The organism is Mycobacterium sp. (assembly GCF_032162605.1).
Lineage (GTDB): Bacteria > Actinomycetota > Actinomycetes > Mycobacteriales > Mycobacteriaceae > Mycobacterium.
Map to the genome: position 1 here is coordinate 1 of NZ_JAVROT010000575.1, position 17,832 is coordinate 17,832.

The 17,832-nt window shown below is 68.0% G+C and carries 19 protein-coding genes, 1 other RNA gene and 2 pseudogenes; 12 read left to right on the plus strand and 10 right to left on the minus strand.

Features of this window, described 5'->3' with window-relative positions; translation table 11 throughout:
* On the minus strand, window positions 1-326 hold a 326-nt coding region (locus tag QOI01_RS31905), incomplete at its 3' end, for a DUF6319 family protein (RefSeq protein ID WP_526387541.1).
* Window positions 327-477: 151 nt separating this feature from the next.
* On the opposite strand from QOI01_RS31905, the pseudogene QOI01_RS31910 reads away from it, so the two are divergent.
* A pseudogene (locus tag QOI01_RS31910) lies at window positions 478-648 on the plus strand (recombinase family protein); the annotation flags it as partial.
* A gap of 13 nt (window positions 649-661) precedes the next feature.
* Here the strand turns inward: QOI01_RS31910 and QOI01_RS31915 are convergent.
* Window positions 662-817: a hypothetical protein gene (locus QOI01_RS31915; protein WP_526387543.1), complete on the minus strand. Its 156-nt coding sequence runs from the start codon at window positions 815-817 to the stop codon at window positions 662-664.
* Window positions 818-975: 158 nt separating this feature from the next.
* Between QOI01_RS31915 and QOI01_RS31920 the strand changes: the two genes are divergently transcribed.
* Window positions 976-1,950: a cobalamin biosynthesis protein gene (locus QOI01_RS31920; protein WP_526387545.1), complete on the plus strand. Its 975-nt coding sequence runs from the start codon at window positions 976-978 to the stop codon at window positions 1,948-1,950.
* Here QOI01_RS31920 and QOI01_RS31925 read toward each other — a convergent pair.
* Genes QOI01_RS31925 through QOI01_RS31935 form a run of 3 tightly spaced genes read right to left on the minus strand, consistent with a single transcriptional unit; the run spans window position 1,901 to window position 3,883 of the window.
* A complete protein-coding gene (locus QOI01_RS31925) occupies window positions 1,901-2,764 on the minus strand; it encodes an SURF1 family cytochrome oxidase biogenesis protein (protein ID WP_526387547.1) in 864 nt (287 codons plus the stop codon). The genes QOI01_RS31920 and QOI01_RS31925 overlap by 50 nt on opposite strands.
* On the minus strand, window positions 2,764-3,258 hold the full coding sequence (locus QOI01_RS31930) for a low molecular weight protein-tyrosine-phosphatase (RefSeq protein ID WP_526387549.1): 495 nt from the start codon (window positions 3,256-3,258) through the stop codon (window positions 2,764-2,766). The genes QOI01_RS31925 and QOI01_RS31930 overlap by 1 nt, the downstream gene beginning before the upstream one ends.
* On the minus strand, window positions 3,251-3,883 hold the full coding sequence (locus QOI01_RS31935) for an HAD hydrolase-like protein (protein ID WP_526387590.1): 633 nt from the start codon (window positions 3,881-3,883) through the stop codon (window positions 3,251-3,253). Before QOI01_RS31935 ends, QOI01_RS31930 begins: the two co-directional genes overlap by 8 nt.
* A 39-nt stretch (window positions 3,884-3,922) precedes the next feature.
* Between QOI01_RS31935 and cobC the strand changes: the two genes are divergently transcribed.
* From cobC to QOI01_RS31955, 4 genes are read left to right on the plus strand one after another with little or no spacing between them, the layout of a single operon-like run.
* Window positions 3,923-4,981, plus strand: a complete 1,059-nt coding sequence (gene cobC / locus QOI01_RS31940; protein ID WP_526387551.1) for an Rv2231c family histidinol phosphate aminotransferase CobC — start codon at window positions 3,923-3,925, stop codon at window positions 4,979-4,981.
* Window positions 4,978-6,111, plus strand: coding sequence for a Nif3-like dinuclear metal center hexameric protein (locus QOI01_RS31945; RefSeq protein WP_526387553.1), 1,134 nt, complete (start codon window positions 4,978-4,980; stop codon window positions 6,109-6,111). Before cobC ends, QOI01_RS31945 begins: the two co-directional genes overlap by 4 nt.
* Complete coding sequence (locus QOI01_RS31950) at window positions 6,108-6,845, plus strand: zinc ribbon domain-containing protein (RefSeq protein ID WP_526387556.1); 738 nt, start codon at window positions 6,108-6,110, stop codon at window positions 6,843-6,845. Before QOI01_RS31945 ends, QOI01_RS31950 begins: the two co-directional genes overlap by 4 nt.
* The gene (locus tag QOI01_RS31955) at window positions 6,842-7,960 is read left to right on the plus strand and encodes a bifunctional RNase H/acid phosphatase (protein WP_526387558.1); all 1,119 of its coding nucleotides are present in this window, start codon (window positions 6,842-6,844) and stop codon (window positions 7,958-7,960) included. Before QOI01_RS31950 ends, QOI01_RS31955 begins: the two co-directional genes overlap by 4 nt.
* Here QOI01_RS31955 and relB read toward each other — a convergent pair.
* Window positions 7,949-8,524, minus strand: a complete 576-nt coding sequence (gene relB / locus QOI01_RS31960) for a type II toxin-antitoxin system RelB family anti-toxin (RefSeq protein WP_526387560.1) — start codon at window positions 8,522-8,524, stop codon at window positions 7,949-7,951. The two genes, QOI01_RS31955 and relB, sit on opposite strands and share 12 nt — an antisense overlap.
* 46 nt (window positions 8,525-8,570) lie before the next feature.
* Between relB and QOI01_RS31965 the strand changes: the two genes are divergently transcribed.
* The 3 genes and pseudogenes from QOI01_RS31965 to QOI01_RS31975 all read left to right on the plus strand — a co-directional run bounded on the left by QOI01_RS31965 (window position 8,571) and on the right by QOI01_RS31975 (window position 11,510).
* Window positions 8,571-9,542, plus strand: a complete 972-nt coding sequence (locus tag QOI01_RS31965) for an NAD(P)/FAD-dependent oxidoreductase (protein WP_526387561.1) — start codon at window positions 8,571-8,573, stop codon at window positions 9,540-9,542.
* Window positions 9,529-10,167, plus strand: a complete 639-nt coding sequence (locus tag QOI01_RS31970) for a class I SAM-dependent methyltransferase (protein ID WP_526387563.1) — start codon at window positions 9,529-9,531, stop codon at window positions 10,165-10,167. Before QOI01_RS31965 ends, QOI01_RS31970 begins: the two co-directional genes overlap by 14 nt.
* A gap of 29 nt (window positions 10,168-10,196) precedes the next feature.
* Window positions 10,197-11,510: pseudogene (locus tag QOI01_RS31975) on the plus strand (DUF222 domain-containing protein).
* Here the strand turns inward: QOI01_RS31975 and QOI01_RS31980 are convergent.
* Both QOI01_RS31980 and QOI01_RS31985 read right to left on the minus strand, forming a co-directional pair.
* A complete protein-coding gene (locus QOI01_RS31980) occupies window positions 11,507-11,926 on the minus strand; it encodes a VOC family protein (RefSeq protein ID WP_526387565.1) in 420 nt (139 codons plus the stop codon). The pseudogene QOI01_RS31975 and the gene QOI01_RS31980 sit on opposite strands and share 4 nt — an antisense overlap.
* Before the next feature lie 10 nt (window positions 11,927-11,936).
* Window positions 11,937-12,389, minus strand: a complete 453-nt coding sequence (locus QOI01_RS31985) for a helix-turn-helix domain-containing protein (RefSeq protein WP_526387567.1) — start codon at window positions 12,387-12,389, stop codon at window positions 11,937-11,939.
* A 28-nt stretch (window positions 12,390-12,417) separates the two neighbouring features.
* Here QOI01_RS31985 and rnpB point away from each other — a divergent pair.
* Window positions 12,418-12,836: RNase P RNA component class A (gene rnpB / locus QOI01_RS31990), an RNA gene on the plus strand.
* 10 nt (window positions 12,837-12,846) lie between these two features.
* Here the strand turns inward: rnpB and QOI01_RS31995 are convergent.
* The gene (locus QOI01_RS31995) at window positions 12,847-14,361 is read right to left on the minus strand and encodes a CYTH and CHAD domain-containing protein (protein WP_526387569.1); all 1,515 of its coding nucleotides are present in this window, start codon (window positions 14,359-14,361) and stop codon (window positions 12,847-12,849) included.
* A 182-nt stretch (window positions 14,362-14,543) separates the two neighbouring features.
* On the opposite strand from QOI01_RS31995, the gene QOI01_RS32000 reads away from it, so the two are divergent.
* Window positions 14,544-15,326, plus strand: coding sequence for an enoyl-CoA hydratase/isomerase family protein (locus QOI01_RS32000; RefSeq protein ID WP_526387571.1), 783 nt, complete (start codon window positions 14,544-14,546; stop codon window positions 15,324-15,326).
* Here the strand turns inward: QOI01_RS32000 and panB are convergent, their stop codons facing one another.
* A complete protein-coding gene (gene panB / locus QOI01_RS32005; protein WP_526387572.1) occupies window positions 15,327-16,241 on the minus strand; it encodes a 3-methyl-2-oxobutanoate hydroxymethyltransferase in 915 nt (304 codons plus the stop codon).
* Between the two features lie 154 nt (window positions 16,242-16,395).
* Between panB and QOI01_RS32010 the strand changes: the two genes are divergently transcribed.
* Entirely contained in the window at window positions 16,396-17,787 is a 1,392-nt protein-coding gene (locus QOI01_RS32010; protein ID WP_526387574.1) for a WS/DGAT/MGAT family O-acyltransferase, read from the plus strand.
* The last annotated feature ends 45 nt before the right edge of the window (window positions 17,788-17,832 follow it).

Here is a 17,832-nt window from a genome sequence, read left to right on the forward strand (position 1 = left end):
TGCAGTTCCTTGGCCGCCCGGGAGACGGCGGCGGCCGCGACCGCGAGGTTGCGGGCCAGGTAGGTGGTGCCCTGCTTGAGCTCGGCGCGCCATTCGCCGTCGGCGGTACCGGTGACAGTGAGGGTCAGCTCGAGAGTCTTGGTCTTCTTGCCGGCCGCCTTCTTGGCGGGGGCCTTCCTAGGCTTCTCCTCGGCACGAGCTTCAGCGGCTGCCGCGTCGCGCGCCGGCGTACTCCCAGGCGAGGTGCTCTCGACAGAAGGAACCAAGACGTCGAGAGTGTCGGAGTCGGTGGACGGAGCTTCTGCTACCAGAGTGTCTACAGTCATCGTTGCGGCGATCTCCTCCTGAACATGGCCCGCATGAGCGGGCTGGCACTGAGAGCTCATTAGAACACGTGTTCGACTCCCGGGCCAACTTGCCACACACGCCAACCTGCCGCTGACCACGCCCGCCTGCGCATATGAATGCCACGCGAAAACCGCAAGCGCAGGCCGCCGCATGGTGGCTGGTGTTCTCGCCAATCTCGCCGAGCTTGAGTTGGAACTGGGCAAGGAGCGCCGCAGGGCAACGCGGGATGCGCGACGGGCACGTGGGCAGTCCATTTGCCGGCCAACGGCGCTCACTGACGCTAAGGCTGCTCTGGTGCGCCCACTCTTGAACGCTAGGTCTCGTCGGCGATCTTGTGCCGATCCTGGTGCCGGCCCGGCGCTTCCGGATCGTCATTGCGGTGGTCGAGCTCCTCCTGCAGTCCGCGCTGCTCCTCGGTCGTTTTCCTGGCGTCCTTCGGCGTGGATGGCGGGATGTTCTGTTGTTCCATGTCTCGACCTTCCGAGCGTTGTGGCGTGCGCTTTCTCCACGGGTCACCTACCCACTCCTGCGTGGGCTAGACGGGCGCCACGCCAGAGAGCCCCGGCGAACAAGCACTTGCGGCGGTCCTCGCGCGGCCGGGTGCGCCACTCGTGAGACGCTGCCGTGGTGTTTGCATCGAGGTGCGGCGCCCGTGCGGTCGGCCTCGCACTGGGATGCGTGGCCGACGCGCTGCTGGCCGATCCGCATCGTGGGCATCCCGTCGCGGCGTTCGGCACCGCCGCCGCGGCGCTGGAACGACTCACGTACGCGAACAGTCGCACCGCCGGTGTGGCACACACGGGCGCGCTGCTCGGCGCGCTTGCCGCACTCGGCGTCCTGGCTGACCGCGCGGCCGCGCGGCGGGGCCCGGCCTGGTCGGCGGGTGTGACGGCTTGCGCCACGTTCGTCGCGCTCGGTGGGACGTCACTGGCGCGCACGGGCGCGGAGATGGCCAGGCTGCTCGAAGCAGCCGATGTCGACGGGGCGCGCGCATTGGTGCCGTCACTGTGCGGACGCGATCCGGCATCGTTGGACGAGTCGGGAATCGCACGTGCCACCGTGGAGTCGGTCGCCGAGAACACCTCCGACGCCCAGGTGGCGCCGCTATGGTGGGGTGCGCTGGCCGGGGTGCCAGGGCTGCTGGTGTACCGCGGTGCCAACACCCTGGACGCGATGATCGGCCATCGCTCGCCGCGATACGATCGATTCGGCTGGGCGGCAGCACGATTCGATGACGTGGCGAATTATCTGCCGGCTCGCGCCACCGGCGTTATGGTAGCCGTGTGCGCTCCTGCCGTCGGCGGCTCGACGAGGGAGTCGCTCGCGGTCTGGCGCCGGGACGCCTCGCGTCACCCCAGCCCCAATGCGGGAGTCGTGGAGGCGGCATTCGCCGGTGCGCTTGGTGTGCGGTTGGGCGGGCCTACGCAGTACCCGCACCGCCTCGAGATCCGACCGATGCTGGGCGACGGCCATTCGCCCGAATCGGCCGACGTCACGCGGTCGGTCCGGCTCTCGCGCGCCGTTCAGGCCGCGGCGGCGTGGGCCGCCGTCATCATCGCGACCGCCTGCCGTAGCGGTCGGCGAGCTTCTGCTCGGAGCTGAGCGACGCGAGGGTGGCCGTTCTCTTGTCCGTCTGGTCCTTCTCCCGGCGGCGCTGCTTGATCTCGGCAAAGACGAAGTAACCCACACCGATCGGCGCCACGATGCCGAACGCGATCCACTGGATCCCGTAGGACAGGAACGGGCCGGCGTCGAGGTGCGGCAGGCTGATCGTGCCGAGACCGCCGGGTTGGTCGTCGACGAGCTGCAGGTACGAGCCCGCAACCGGGACGCCCGTCACCTGAGCGATCTGGTCGGTGTTTATCGAGTACACCTGCTGGACGCCATCCCCGCGGAAAGGGTCCTTGCCCGCGGTGACGGGTTCGGAATCGCGCAGCCGCGCGGTGATGGTCACGGTGCCGGTCGGCGGTGGGCCGAACTGGGGGACCGCCGTGCCCTGCACGGGGTTGACGTACCCGCGATCGACCAGCACGGTGGGGCCGCCGTCGACGAGGAAGGGCAGCAGCACCTCGTAAGCGGGGACGCCGTCGTTTACGCGGAGCCGCGCCAGCACCTGAGCGTCGGGCTGGTATCGGCCGGTGGCTGTGACTTGGCGCCACTGCTGGGCGGGAGCCGACGAATCCTGGTGCGGCAGAACCGTCGTCACCGGTACCGGCGCCTCGGACAACGAACTGGCGATCTGGTCGTTCTCCCGCGACGTCTTGGTGTTCTTGCCCAGCTGCCACGGTGCCAGCACCGTGAAGCACAGGTAGGCGAAGGCGACTACGACGACGTAGAGCGCCAGCCACTGCGGCTTGAACAGGAACGCGAACCGGCGGAGGGCAGGAGCGAAGCGACCCGGGAGACTGGTACGCATCAGCTGGCGACCCCGCGCTCGGTGAGTCGCTCGTCGACCCAGTCGTGCAACCCTGGCAGCGACGCCTCGATGACCGCGAAGGTCTCCTCGAAGTCGGACCCGGTCCCGTAATAGGGGTCTTCGACGTCCAACGGGTGTGCGGCGGAACGAGGATCGAAGGACCGCATCATGCGAATCCGAGTGGGCGGGACGCCGAGGTCACGTAGAATCCGGGTGTGGTTGCGCCCCATGGCGATGACCATGTCCGCGGCGATGTGGTCATCGTCGATCTGCGCAGCGCGATGGAACGTCGGGTACCCGTGCTCCCGCAGCACGTGGTTGGTGCGATCGTCCGCGCCGTCACCCGCATGCCAGCTGCCGGTGCCCGCACTGCTCACCCGCACCACGGCGGCCAGGCCACGCTCCTCGATCTGCTGGGCGAACATCTTCTCGGCCATCGGTGAGCGACAGATGTTTCCGGAGCAGACGAACGTCACGTGGATGGGTTCAGACACCGAGTACCTCCCGCAGGCCATCGATCGTCGACACGTGCCTGAACGCGTTCACTGCCTCAGGCCCGCTGAAGTCGGATGCACCGTAACCCCATTCGACCACCACCGTGTCGATGCCGTGCGCGGCGGCACCCTCGACGTCGTGCGAGCGGTCGCCGACCATGAGCACCCGCTGCGGAAGCGGCGCGAGTTGCGCCAGCGCGTGCGCGACGACGTCGGCCTTCGACGAACGGACATCGTCAGGGCTCGCGCCCGCGATGACCTCGAAATGCTCATCGAGACCGAAGTGCTCGATGATCCGCCGGGCGGTCAGCTCGTTCTTCGACGTGGCGACCGCCAGTCGAACTCCCGCGGCGCCGAGGTCGGTCAAGAGGGCGGGAATCCCGTCGAACACGCTGTTCATCGCCCAGCCCCTGGCGGTGTAGTCGGCGCGGTAGGCGGTGACCGCCTCGTCGGCCCTGTCGCCGAGCCCCATGGACGTCAACGTCACGTGCATCGGGGGCCCGACGATGCGGCCGGCGAGGTCCCCCTCGGGCACCACGGCGCCGATCTCGCCCAAGGCGTGCCGGAAGCTGGCGACGATCCCGGCGGCGGAATCGGTGAGCGTGCCGTCGAGGTCGAATATCACTAGCTGGGGACTCACCGGTCCATTGTCTACTGTCTTGTTGTGGGCAGTCTTTCCCGGTCGCCGGGAGCGCGGAGTGGCGGGCATTCGCCGCGGGCGGAAGCGCGCTATCACGGGGATCAGGCAGCGGCTCCGGGGATGCTCGACTTCGCGGTGAACATACGGGCGGTGGGGCCGCCGTCGTGGCTGGTGGAACGTCTCGCGGCGCGACTTGAGGACCTCGGCCGCTACCCCGGCGAAAACGACCACCGACGCGCGACGGGCTCGGTCGCGACCCGACACGGACGGCGTCCCGAGGAGGTTATGCCCCTGGCCGGAGGAGCCGAGGGGTTCGCCATGCTGGCACGTCTGCAGCCCAGGCTGGCAGCGCTGGTCGCGCCGTCCTTCACCGAACCCGAGGCGGTGCTCACCGCCGCCGGGGTTCCGATCAACCATGTGGTTCTCGATGCGCCGTTCGTGCTCTCGGGTGCCGTCGTGCCCGACGAAGCCGACCTGGTCGTCGTGGGGAACCCGACGAACCCGACGGGCGTGCTGCACACCAGGGAGGACATCCTCGCCCTGCGCCGTGCCGGCCGGATCGTGGTCGTCGACGAGGCGTTTGCCGATGCCATCCCCGGTGAGCCTCAGTCGCTGGCCGGCGAGGATCTGCCCGACGTGGTGGTGCTCCGCAGCTTGACCAAGACGTGGTCGCTGGCGGGGCTACGGGTCGGCTACGCGCTCGGCGCGCCGGACATTTTGGCCAAACTGGCCTCCGAGCGTGCGCACTGGCCGCTCGGGACGCTGCAATTGGAGGCGATCGAGGCGTGTAGCTCGCCGAGGGCGGTCGCGGACGCCGAGGCGGGCGCGCGCTGGCTGCTCGCGCTGCGCGCCGAGATGACGACCGGTCTGACGAACGCCGGATTCGCCGTCGTCGACGGTTGCGCTCCATTCGTCCTCTTCCGTGTGCCCGACGCCCAGTTGGTGCGAAAACATCTGGACGCCAACGGCATTGCCGTGCGCCGCTGCGACACCTTCGTCGGACTCGACGGCGAGTATCTGCGGGCGGCGGTTCGGCCGGAGTGGCCGACGCTGGTCGAGTCGATGCTGGAGGTGACGCGGTGAGCGCACGCCTGTCCGACGTCATCGACGTGCTGCAGGACGCTTACCCGCCCGCCCTCGCCGCCGAGTGGGACTCCGTCGGGCTGGTGTGCGGTGACCCGTCCGACACGGTCGAATCCGTGACGATAACGGTCGACGCCACCTCCGACGTGATCGCCGACATGCCCGGGCATGGCCTGCTTCTCGCGCATCATCCGTTGCTGTTGCGCGGTGTCGACACGGTGGCGGCCGACACCGCCAAGGGTGCGCTGCTGCATCGCCTGATCCGCACCGGCAGCGCGTTATTCACCGCCCACACCAACGCAGACTCGGCATCCCCCGGGGTCTCGGACGCGCTGGCCGACGCGCTCGGGCTCGTGGTCGAGGACGTGCTCTCGCCGGTTGCCGACGGCGTCCGACTCGACAAGTGGGTGGTGTACGTGCCCGGTGCGAAGGCGGAATCGGTGCGCGAGGCGATGTTCGGTGCGGGCGCAGGCCAGATCGGTGACTACTCGCATTGCAGCTGGACCGTTTCGGGCAGAGGGCAGTTCCTGCCGCACGAGGGGGCGTCTCCCACCATCGGAGCCGTCGGTGCGGTGGAGCGGGTGTCGGAGGACCGTATCGAGATCATCGCGCCTGCGCGGCTACGTCCCGCGGTGCTCGGTGCGATGCGTGGTTCGCATCCCTATGAGGAACCTGCGTTCGACGTGTTCGCGCTCGCACCGTTGCCGTCCGACGTCGGCATCGGCCGCATCTGCTCGCTGCCGAGCCCGGAAAGCTTGTCGGCCTTCGTCTCCCGGGTGGCTCATGGGTTACCCGCGACCTCGTGGGGGGTGCGCGCGGCCGGCGATCCCGACGCCGTGGTGTCGCGGGTCGCCGTCTGCGGGGGCGCCGGCGACTCGCTGCTGGACACCGTGGCGGCGGCCGGTGTGCACGCCTACGTCACCGCCGACCTCCGGCACCATCCGGCCGATGAGCACCTGCGCACGTCCGACGTCGCGCTGGTCGACGTCGCGCACTGGGCGAGCGAATACCCGTGGTGCCATCAGGCAGCCGCGCTGCTTCGAACACACTTCACCGACGCGCTCGAGGTGCGCATCACCCCGGTCCGAACGGACCCTTGGAATCTAGAGAAGGATGCGAAGAACACATGAAGGCGGAAGAGCTACAACAACGTTCAGTTCTCGAACTCGCTACGATAGACGCTGATCTGAGCCGTCTCGACCATCGCGCCAAGCACCTCGACGAGCAACAGCGCCTCGACGCCGTCCAGGGCGAGCATCGCGACGCGAACGACAAGCTCGCAGCGCTGTCCATAGCGCTGGATGACCTCGATGGACAGGTCGCCAAGTTCGAGAGCGAGATCGACTCCGTGCGCAAGCGCGAGGACCGCGACCGCGCGCTGCTCGACGGCGGCACGGTGGACGTCAAGCACTTCGGCGAGCTGCAACACGAATTGGACACATTGCAGCGACGTCAAGGGAGCCTCGAGGATTCCCTGCTCGAGATCATGGAGCATCGCGAGAAGCTGCAGGATGATCAGGCGGAGCAGTTGCGCCGGATCGACGATCTGCAGACCGACCTGACGGCGGCACGCACCGCCCGCGACGACGCGCTCGTGGTCATCGACCAGTCGCGACACCTGTCGGCCTCCCGGCGCGACGAGCTGACCGCATCGCTGGCTACGGAGTTGGTGGCGCTCTACGAACGGCAGCGGGCAGGTGGCGGCATCGGGGCGGGCCGGCTTCAGGGCCGACGTTGTGGCGCCTGCCGCATCGAGATCGACAGGGGAGAGCTGGCACGCATCGCGGCCGCACCGGAGGACGAGGTGCTCCGTTGCCCCGAATGCTCCGCAATCCTGGTTCGCGTCAGGGACTTCAGCGAATGAAGGTCATCGTCGAGGCGGACGGTGGGTCGCGCGGCAACCCGGGTCCTGCCGGTTACGGAGCGGTGGTGTGGTCCGCCGACCGCGGAAGGGTGCTCGCCGAAGCCAAGGCGTCCATCGGCCGCGCGACGAACAACGTCGCCGAGTATCGCGGTCTCATCGCAGGCCTGGAGGAGGCCGCCGAGGTGGGTGCCACCGAGGTCGCCGCGCAGCTGGATTCGAAACTGGTCGTGGAGCAGATGTCGGGCCGCTGGCGCGTCAAGCATCCCGACCTGATCCCATTGAGGCAGCGCGCCCTGGAGTTGGCAGACGCGTTCGACGGCATCACCTACGCGTGGATTCCCCGCGCCGAGAACGCGCACGCGGACAAGTTGGCCAACGAGGCCATGGATGCGGCAGCCGACGAGCTGGCCGGTCGCTCCGTCGTCACCGTCAAGACGGAGAGCCCCGCCACCTCGGAGACCACCTCACCTGCGGGTTGGACCGGTGCGCGCGGGGCGCCAACGCGCTTTATGCTGCTGCGCCACGGGCAGACCGAGCTATCCGTCGATCGCCGCTACTCCGGCAGGGGCAATCCTGCGCTGACAGACCTCGGCCGTCGGCAGGTCGATGCTGCGGCCGAATACCTCCGACGGCGCGGCGGGATCGCGGCCGTGGTCTCCTCACCGCTGCAGCGGGCGTACGACACAGCGACGGCGGCAGCCAAGGCGCTCGGTCTCGACGTCTCGGTCGACGACGATCTGATAGAAACCGACTTCGGCGAGTGGGAGGGTCTGACGTTCGGCGAAGCGGCGCAACGGGATCCGATCCTGCACGGGAAGTGGCTGCGCGACACCAGCGTCGCCCCGCCTGGCGGTGAGAGCTTCGATGCCGTCGCGCAGCGGGTGCGTCGGACACGCACCCGGATCATCGCCGAGCACGGTGACGCGACCGTTCTGGTGGTGTCACACGTGACACCGATCAAGACGATCCTGCGGTTGGCGCTCGACGGGGGTGCGAGCATCCTGTACCGACTGCACCTCGACCTGGCGTCGCTGTCCATCGCCGAGTTCTACCCCGACGGTGCGGCATCCGTGCTGCTGGTCAACCAGACGGCGCACCTCGAATCAAGTGTGTAGGTGCAGCCGTTCGCCGTGCGGGCCGAAGATCGCGACGGCCTCGATCGGTCCGTCGACAGCACCGAACCAGTGCGGGGTCCACGTCGAGAACTCCACCGCCTCACCGGGTTTGATGGTGAAGTCGCGTTCGCCGAGGATCAGCCGCATGCGTCCGGACAGGACGTACATCCAGTCCTGACCGTCGTGCACGGGTAGCTCGTCAGGTGGAGTGCGGCGCCGTGCGCTCACCCGGATCTTGAACGCGTGAAGACCGCCGGCGGGCCCGCTGTGGGTCAGCGGCCAGTACGTCACGCCGTGGCGGGTCTGCGACGCCCCCTTGACGCGCGGGTCCTCGGAGTCGGGGGCGCGGAGCAGGTCGTCGGTGCTGACCGACAGCGCCGAGGCCAGCCGAGGCAGGTGATCCAGTGCCAGCCTGCGCTTGCCGGACTCAAGGCGACTGAGTGTGGAGACGTCGATGTCGGCGCGTGAGGCGACCTCCTCCAGCGTGAGGCCGCGCTGGGTGCGCAGTTCGCGGAGTCGTCGCCTCACACGGAGGTCGACGTCCTCGGTGCTTTTTGCCTGCATGGCAAATGATGTTGGCAGATCCGCCGAACGTCGGCAAGGTGGTGCCATGGACAACGAATGGGATTGCGTCGTCGTCGGAGGCGGCGCCGCCGGGCTGAGTGCCGCGTTGGCGCTGGGTCGGGCAAGGCGTCGCACGCTGGTGGTGGATGCGGGCGGGCAGAGCAATCTGGCGGCACACGGCATCGGTGGTCTGCTGGGGCACGACGGACGCCCACCCGCGCGACTGTACGAAGCGGGACGAGCCGAACTCGGTGCGTACCCGACGGTCGAACACCGTCGCGGCGAGGTGGTGACGGGCATCTCCGACGGAGGCGGCTTCGTTCTCGAACTGGCCGATGGAACGCGCGAGCGCACCAGGCGAGTGTTGCTGGCGACGGGCATGGACTATCGCACACCGGACATCCCCGGCCTAGCCGAACTGTGGGGGAGATCCGCGTTCCACTGCCCGTTCTGTCACGGCTGGGAGATGCGCGATCAACCCCTGGCGGTACTGGCGCGGGGCGAGCGGTCGGTGCACATGGCTCTGATGCTGCGCGGCTGGACCGATGACGTCGTGGTCCTCACCGACGGCCCGGCCGGGCTCGACGACGACTCTGGCCAGAAGATGACTGCCGCAGGCGTGAGCGTCGATCAGCGCAAGATCGCTGAATTCATCTCGGATTCAGGGGAGTTGATCGCCGTCGGGTTCACCGACGGCACCAGCGTCGCCCGTCGTGGCGTGCTGGTGGCCGCATCTTTGCATCAACGGTCAACGCTGGCCGCCCAACTCGGCGTCGCCGCCGCGCCACCCGGTGCCGTCGCCGTCGATGCCGTCGAGATCGATCCGTTGCACCGCACGTCGGTGCGCGGAGTGTTCTCCGCAGGCGACCTCAGCGCTCAGATGCCACAGGTGGCAGCGGCGATCGCGACGGGCTCGCTCAGCGCCGCCGCCGTGATGCAGAGCCTGCTCGCCGATGACGTCGGACTACCTGTTCCACCATGGCCCAATCAGAAGGAGAATGCCGATGTCCACGCATGAGACGGATCACGCCGCCAAGGACTACTGGGAAGCACACTACGGTGAGCGGGAGCGGATCTGGAGCGGCCGGGTCAACGTCCAGCTGGCCAAGGTTCTCGCGGACATTCCACCGGGCCGCGCCCTTGACCTCGGTTGCGGGGAGGGCGGCGATGCCATGTGGCTGGCCGAAAGGGGCTGGCAGGTAACCGCTGTCGACATCTCCGAGACGGCCCTTCAACGTGCCGCTGCCGAGGCGCAGGCGCGCGGCATCCGCGACCGCATCGTCTTCGAGCGTCACGACCTGTCGGACAGCTTTCCCGAGGGCACCTACGACGTGATCTCCGCGCAGTTCCTGCACTCCACCGTGCGGTTGGAGCGACCAGCCATCCTGCGCAACGCCGCGGGTGCCGTCGCACCGGGTGGGCTGCTGATCATCGTCGACCATGCCGCAGCCCCGCCGTTCTCGAAGAAGGTGCCGCCCGACCACCCATTTCCGGGCCCCGAGGAGGTACTCACCGAGTTGGACCTGCCCGCCGCGGAATGGGACCGAGTGCGGGTGGAGGTCGTGGACAGGCCCGCGACCGATCCGGATGGTCAACCGTTCACCTGGCAGGACAATCTGATGGTCCTTCGCCGCAGGGGCTGATGTCAGACCGTCGCGATACAGTCGCACACATGTTCGATGTCTTGGAGTTGACGGCGGTGGATCCGCATGGGGACGAGTCGGTCTTCATCGCGCGGATCGCCGAGTTGGAGCGGGTGAAGTCGGCCGCGGTGGCTGGTCAGGCCCGTGCGACCGCGGCGTTGGATGCGAGGCGTCGCGCTGCCGAGTCCGCGGCCGGGGTGCCACGGGGCAAGCAGTGCCGTGGGGTGGCCGGCGAGGTGGCGTTGGCGCGGCGGGATTCCCCGTACCGGGGTAATCAGCACCTGGGGTTCGCCAAGGCGCTGGTGTACGAGATGCCACACACTCTGGCCGCGTTGGAGGCGGGATTCGCTTTCGGAGTGGCGGGCGACGTTGATCGTGCGGGAGTCGGCGTGTCTGGACGTCGAGGATCGTCGCGCGTTGGATGCGGAGTTGTGTTCGGACGTCGCCGGGTTGGAGGGTTTGGGCGACGGGCGCATCACCGCTGAGGCCAAGGCGATCGCCTACCGCCTCGATCCGCGCGCGGTGGTGGACCGTGCGGTGCGGGCCAAGAACGAACGGACGGTGTCCATTCGGCCTGCGCCGGACACCATGACCTATGTGACGGCGTTGTTGCCGATGCCGCAGGGGGTGGCGGTCTATGCGGCGCTCAAGCGTGCCGCCGACAGTTGCGGCGACGGACGCGGTCGGGGGCAGTCCCCCGCAAGCGGGGGTGCCCCCAGATGGCTTGTGACACCTTGGTGGAGCGGGTCACCGGGCGGCCGGCCGAGGTGCCGGTTCCAGTGGCGGTGAATCTGGTGCTGACCGATGAGAGTCTGCTGGCGGGGGCCACCGATCCCGCGCGGGTCGTCGGGTATGGGCCGGTGCCCGCGGCGGTCGCGCGTCGGTTGATCGGCGCGGCGGTGGGTGACGAGGCGTCGCGGGCGACGTTGCGGCGGCTCTACAAGCATCCGCGCAGTGGGGCCCTGGTGGCGATGGAGTCACGGGCCCGGTTGTTCCCCACGGGGTTGGCGAGGTTCATCGACGTCCGTGACGACACCTGTCGCACGCCGTACTGTGATGCGCCGATCCGTCATCACGATCACGCGACGTCGCACCACCGGGGTGGCCCCACCAACTCCGTCAACGGGCTCGGTGAGTGCGAGCGGTGCAATTACGCGAAGGAAGCCCCCGGTTGGTCGGTGGCTACCCGCTGCGACGACAAGGGCTGCCACACAGCCGAATTCACCACACCAACCGGAGCCGTTCACCGGTCCAAGGCGCCGTCCTTACCGGGGCCGGCCAGACTCGAGCTCAGCGAGATCGAGTACCGCGTGGGCATCCACGTCGCCAAACCCGCCGCCTAGGGATTGAGCTGGGTGAGGCGCACGCTGTTGCCGGAGGGGTCCCGGAAGCCGGAGTCGATGCCATAGGGCATTTGGTTGGGCGGCTCGTTGAACTCCACGCCGCGTGCCGTCAACTCCTCGTAGCTGGCCTGGGCGTCGTCGGTGGTGAGGAACACCGTGCCCGCGAAACCCTTGGCGGTCAGATCGAGGACCCGCGTGCGGGTGTCCTCGTCCATCAGAGGCGCGCCGGGCACCGCCATCAGCACGATGCTGACGTCGTCCTGTCCCGGCGGCCCCACGGTCAACCATCGGAAGTCGCCCATCTCCTCCGGGAACGACACGTCCTCTCGCACCTCCATGCCGACCTTCTCGGTCCAGAATTCGAGTGCGACTGCCTGATCATGAACCCACAGATGGGCACATCCAATTTTCATCACCGGGCCGACGCTACGGCCGGTCACCCCCGCCCGTCTTCTCCCCGTGTGCTGTCTTGACGCGGCTGTCCGGACGCGGCCGGGTGTCCCGCGCCACGATGCAGTTGGGGATCCTGACGCGACTCGCGGCCGGTGGCAGGCTGGCGCGATACGCCGCCGGCGGCTTTCCGTAGACCCTCGCGAAACTGGTGGTGAACGAGCCGACGCTCTGCAGTCCGACCATCACGCAGATGTCGGCGACCGACCGATCGGTATTGCGCAAGAGCGCCGCGGCGCGCTCCAATCTGCGTGTCTGCAGGTATGCCCGTGGCGATTCTCCGAACGTGCGGGTGAACATTCGCGAGAAATGGGCCCGGGACAGACCGGCTGCCGCCGCAAGGTCGTCCACGGTGATCGGCTCCGCATAGCGCGCATCGGCCAGGTCCCTGGCGCGCAGCAGATACCGGGCCGGTGGCAGCCTTGGCATGTGTCTCAGAGTACGGTGATCGCGCGGACGAGTTGGCCGGGCGGCCGCGGAGCCCAGGTTCGCCTGGACTTCGAGGAAAGTCCGGACTTCACAGAGCAGGGTGATTGCCAACGGCAATCCGAGGTGACTCGCGGGACAGTGCCACAGAGAACAGACCGCCACCACGGAGCTCTAGGGCGAAGGGGTGGTAAGGGTGAAACGGTGCGGTAAGAGCGCACCAGCACTCCGGGTGACCGGAGTGGCTAGGCAAACCCCACCCGAAGCAAGGCCAAGAAGGTCGCAACCTGGTTGCGGCTGCGCAGACGTTCGAGGGCTGCTCGCCCAAGCCTGCGGGTAGGCCGCTCGAGGCACCCGGTGACGGTGTGTCCAGATGGATGGTCGCCACCGTGCATCTCCGGTCTCCGGAGGCGCACGGGACAGAATCCGGCTTACAGGCCAACTCGTCCGCCCCCTGGCGCTATGCGTCGCGCACCGAGCGCTTCAGCTTCTTGAGCGCGGCGCCCAGCTGCTCCTCCGAACGCCGGGCCAGCTCATCCTCCTGGTGAAAGAGCAGGCCGTAGGTGAAGGTGTCCTCGCCCAGCGCGTGCGCGGCAACCGCCTCGCGCGAAAGGTGCGTGCGGCTGACCACGCTGTCCTGATGGTCACCGAGCAGCGTCTGGATGGTCTTGGCGCCGTCCGCAACTCCGCTCGCCCCCGTGGCGGCAGCGGTGTAGCGAAGCTGTTTGGCGCGCTTGCGGATTCGATGAAGGGCTTTGTCCTGCTCCGCGGCGGACGCCTCCGCCGACGCCTTGGCGGACTGCGCCGCCTTCGACGCCTTGCGAACCTTCCGGTACGCCGACTCGACGGTCGTCTGCCTGGGTGGTTCGCCCGTGGTGGTCGCCGCGGGTTCAGCTGATCTGAGTGCGTCGAGCGAGTCGAGCATGCGGAAGTAGCGCTCGGATCGCATCGCCGTCAGCGACCGTCTCAACCCGGCCCTGTAACGGAGTTTGGCACCGTCGACCAGTCGCTCGCGGACCGGTCCACGGACCAACTCGGTGGGCAGTTCGTCCAATGCCCGCTCGTATCGCTCGGCGAGCACCTCGGCGTCGCGGGCCACGCCCAAGACCCCGGCCAGCTCCCGAAGTTCGTCGAGAAGGGGGGAGTCCTCGGAGAGCCCGAACGACTCCTCGGACCCCTTCACCAGGCTACGAATCTTGCGGGTCACCACTCGCATCTGATGCACGGAGTCCCATGCGTCGGCGCGCACGGCCCTGTCCCACACCAGCAGCTCTTCGATCTGGTCGGCCACCGCGCGATGCACCGGGTCCTCGGCGCGCGGTGCCGGCCCGTGATCGGGGGTCTGCAAGACCTTCGCCAACTTCGACCCGTGCCCGGCGGGTTGGGCACCTGCGTCGAACAGGCGGTTCGCCAGCCGGTCCAGCAGAGCGGGGCCGCTTTCGGCGCTGGCTCCCTCCGCGAGCTCGAGCTCCCATTCGCGCCACTCCTGCGGCTCCCCGTTGTTCTCGGCCGACGCGTGCACCGTGTCATCGCAGAACTCGGCCAGCGCCGCGCCGTCGTGCCCGTACAAGACGTCGACGGTGCGGTTGGTCGAGATCCGCGCCACCGGGGCCAGGGGGTGGTCGCGCACGATCGCGAGGACGACGTCGCGCAGCTGGTCGGGTACCGACTCATCGGGACGGCCTGCCTCACCGAGGGGCGTGCGGATCTCGGTTCTGGAGTCGGCTCCGGCGGGAAGCTTGAGGTGCCAGCCGGCATCGGGTCCGCCGGTTCGGCGGCGCAGCGTGACGCGATGCGCGGCCAGGTCCTGTCCGGGGGTGTCGAAGTACACCGCGTCGAGTCGTTGCACCGGCGAGCGTCCCACCCGGGCGACGGACGACAGACCCTCGAACGACGGGGAGACGGTGCCCTCGACGACTGCGAACTTGCGCTCGACCTCCGTGTACCGGGACGGTTTGCGCTTGTCAGCTGGCATGTTCACCTTCGGTTGGGCAGCAGTCTCTTTCCTCAAAATCCGTGAACAGATTGCCACATTGAGGTGAACGGACGACGTCGCCTGTGTACGGCTGCAGCCAAGGGCGCCTGCGAGCCCCAATGCGCGGCATTACACATCGTGGTGAGGGCGTAAACCCGAAAACCGTGAGATAGCGTTTCGCCATGACCGATTTCGAAACGCTGAAGTTCGCCAAGTCCGGAACCGTCACCAGCATCGTTCTCAATCGGCCCGACGCCGCGAACGGGATGAACGACACCCTGACCCGCGAGCTGGCCGCGGCAGCGGCGCTGTGCGACACGGATGCGACGAAGGTGGTCACGCTCACGGGCGCAGGCAAGTTCTTCTGCGCGGGCGGAGATCTCAAGGCCATGGCGGCCGCCGCCAGTGCGGGCGCCTACGTCAAGGGCCTCGCCGACGACCTGCACCGCGCGATGGCGACGTTCGCACGGATGGACGCAGTGCTGATCACCGCCGTCAACGGAGTGGCCGCCGGGGCCGGCTTCCCGCTTGGGGTGTCGGGTGACCTGGTTCTCGCCGGCGAGTCGGCGTCGTTCACGATGGCCTACACCAAGGCGGGCCTCAGCCCCGACGGCAGCTCGTCGTATCTGCTGCCGCGCCTCGTCGGCCTGCGCAGGACGCAGGAGTTGATGATCACCAACCGAGTGCTGTCGGCCGCCGAGGCGCTCGAGTGGGGTCTGGTGACCGCCGTCGTCCCCGATGCGGAGCTGTCCACCAAGTTGGACCAGCTCGCGGCCCGGATCGCCACTGGCGCAAGGAAGTCCAACTCCGCAGTCAAGAAGCTCCTGCTGACCACCTACGCCTCGGGTTTCGAGGAGCAGCTGGACCACGAGGCGCGCTTGATCTCCGAGAACGCCGACGGCGCCGACGGTAGGGAGGGCATCGCCGCCTTCCTCGGCAAGCGCAAGCCCGAGTTCACCGGCTGACTAGTAGGAATGCTCCTCGGCAGGGAAGGTGCCGGTCGCCACGTCATTGGCATATTGCGTTGCCGCACGGCTTAATTCACCGCCGACGTCACCGAATCGCTTGACGAACTTCGCCGTCTTGCCCGCGGTCATCCCCGCCATGTCCTGCCAGACCAGGACCTGCGCGTCGCAGTTGGGGCCGGCGCCGATGCCAACCGTCGGGATGGTCAGCTTGCCGGTGATTTGGGTGGCCAGTTCTGCGGGCACCATCTCCAGCACCACGGCGACCGCCCCTGCCTCCGCCACCGCGATGGCGTCGTGCACCGTCTGCTCGGCGGCGTCACCCCGACCCTGGACGCGGAATCCGCCGAGGCCGTTCACGCTCTGCGGGGTGAAGCCGATGTGCGCGACCACCGGAATGCCGGCCTGTGTCAGCGTCGCAATCTGATCGGCGACCCGTTCGCCACCCTCGAGCTTCACCGCGGCGGCGCCGGTCTCCTTCATGAAACGCGTCGCCGTGGCGAGCGCCTGCTGCGGGCCCGACTCGTAGCTGCCGAACGGAAGATCGGCCACCACCAGCGCGTGTGGGGCGCCGCGCACCACACCACGCACCAGGGGAATCAGCTCGTCGGCCGTCACCGGCACCGTGGTGTCGTAGCCGTAGACCACGTTCGCCGCGGAATCGCCCACCAGCAGCACGGGAATCTCGGCGTCGTCGAAGATCCTGGCGGTGGAGAAGTCGTACGCCGTCAGCATGGCCCACTTGTGGCCCTCGGCCTTCCACTTCTGCAAGTGGTGCGTACGGACCCTGGTCCGCGGAGCTTGCGAAGCGGCCGATTCGGCCGATGTGCGGGGCTTGGAGGCTGTGCTGATCCCCCGGTCGCTGCGCTCCTGCCCGCTGGCGGTGGCAGCACCGTAAACCGTCTGCTCAGACATCATTGTCCCTAATCTCGTCGATTCGTTCCTCGAGGCCCATCCGGGTCCCCGGGTCGTCTGACAATGAAAGTGTGCCACTCACGCACGAGAAGATGAACTCTTGGTGTAGTGCGGTTCCTCACACCTGGACGGCCGGCGGGCCTAACATCGGCGGATGCAAAGGCTCAGCGGACTTGACGCCAGCTTCCTGTATCTCGAAACTCCAGCGCAGCCCTTGCATGTGTGTTCGATCCTCGAGATCGACACCTCGACCATCCCGGGCGGCTACACCTTCGACCGTCTGCGCGACGAGCTGAGTCTGCGCATCAAGGCGATGCCGGAGTTCCGCGAGAAGCTCGGTGACAACCGCTTCAACCTCGATCACCCGGTGTGGGTGGAGGACAAGGACTTCGACGTCGACAGACACCTGCACCGCATTGGTCTCCCCGCACCCGGCGGCCGCGTCGAACTGGGGGAGATCTGCGGGCACATCGCCTCGCTCAACCTGGATCGCAGTCGACCGCTGTGGGAGATGTGGGTGATCGAGAACGTCGCGGGCACCGATGCGCACGACGGCGGCCGACTCGCGGTAATGACCAAGGTGCACCACGCGGGAGTCGACGGCGTCACCGGCGCGAATCTCATGTCGCAGCTGTGCACCACCGAGGCCGACGCCCCACCGCCGGATCCGGTCGAAGGCGTGGGCGGCGGATCGGACTTGGAGATCGCGGTCAGCGGCGCCATCAAATACGCCACCCGCCCGCTCAAGCTCTTCAACGTGCTGCCCTCCACGCTCTCGACGGTGGTCGACACCGTCAGGCGAGCGCGTAGCGGATTGACCATGGCGGCGCCGTTCGCCGCACCCAAGACGCGCTTCAACGCCACTGTCACCGGGCACCGCAACGTCGCATTCGCGCAACTCGACCTCGAGGACATCAAGACCGTCAAGAACCACTTCGGCGTCAAGGTCAACGACGTGGTGTTGGCGCTGGTGGCCGGGGTGCTGCGCAAGTTTCTGCTCGACCGCGACGAGCTACCCGACAGCACCCTCGTCGCCATGGTTCCGGTGTCCGTGCACGAAAAGTCCGACCGGCCCGGCCGCAACCAGGTTTCTGGGATGTTCGCCAGCCTGGAGACCAACGTCGAGGACCCAGGTCAGCGACTGAAGGCCATCGCCGACGCGAATTCCGTTGCCAAACAACACAGTGCGGCAATCGGCGCGACGCTGCTGCAGGACTGGTCGCAATTCGCAGCTCCCGCGGTGTTCGGCGTCGCAATGCGCGTATACGCGTCGAGCCGGCTGACCAGTGCCCTGCCCGTGCACAACCTGGTCGTCTCCAACGTGCCGGGACCACAGGTGCCGCTGTTCTTCATGGGCGCACAGTTGAAGGCGATGTATCCCCTCGGACCGATCTTCCACGGCTCGGGGCTGAACATCACGGTGATGTCACTCAACGGCACACTCGACGTCGGCCTGATCTCCTGCCCCGAATTGCTGCCGGATCTGTGGGACATGGCCGACGACTTCGCCGCGGCTTTGAAGGAGCTGATCAGCGCCACGCACTAGCCACGGGGCGCCCTCAACTGGGCTGATGGCTGTCCATGGCAGCAT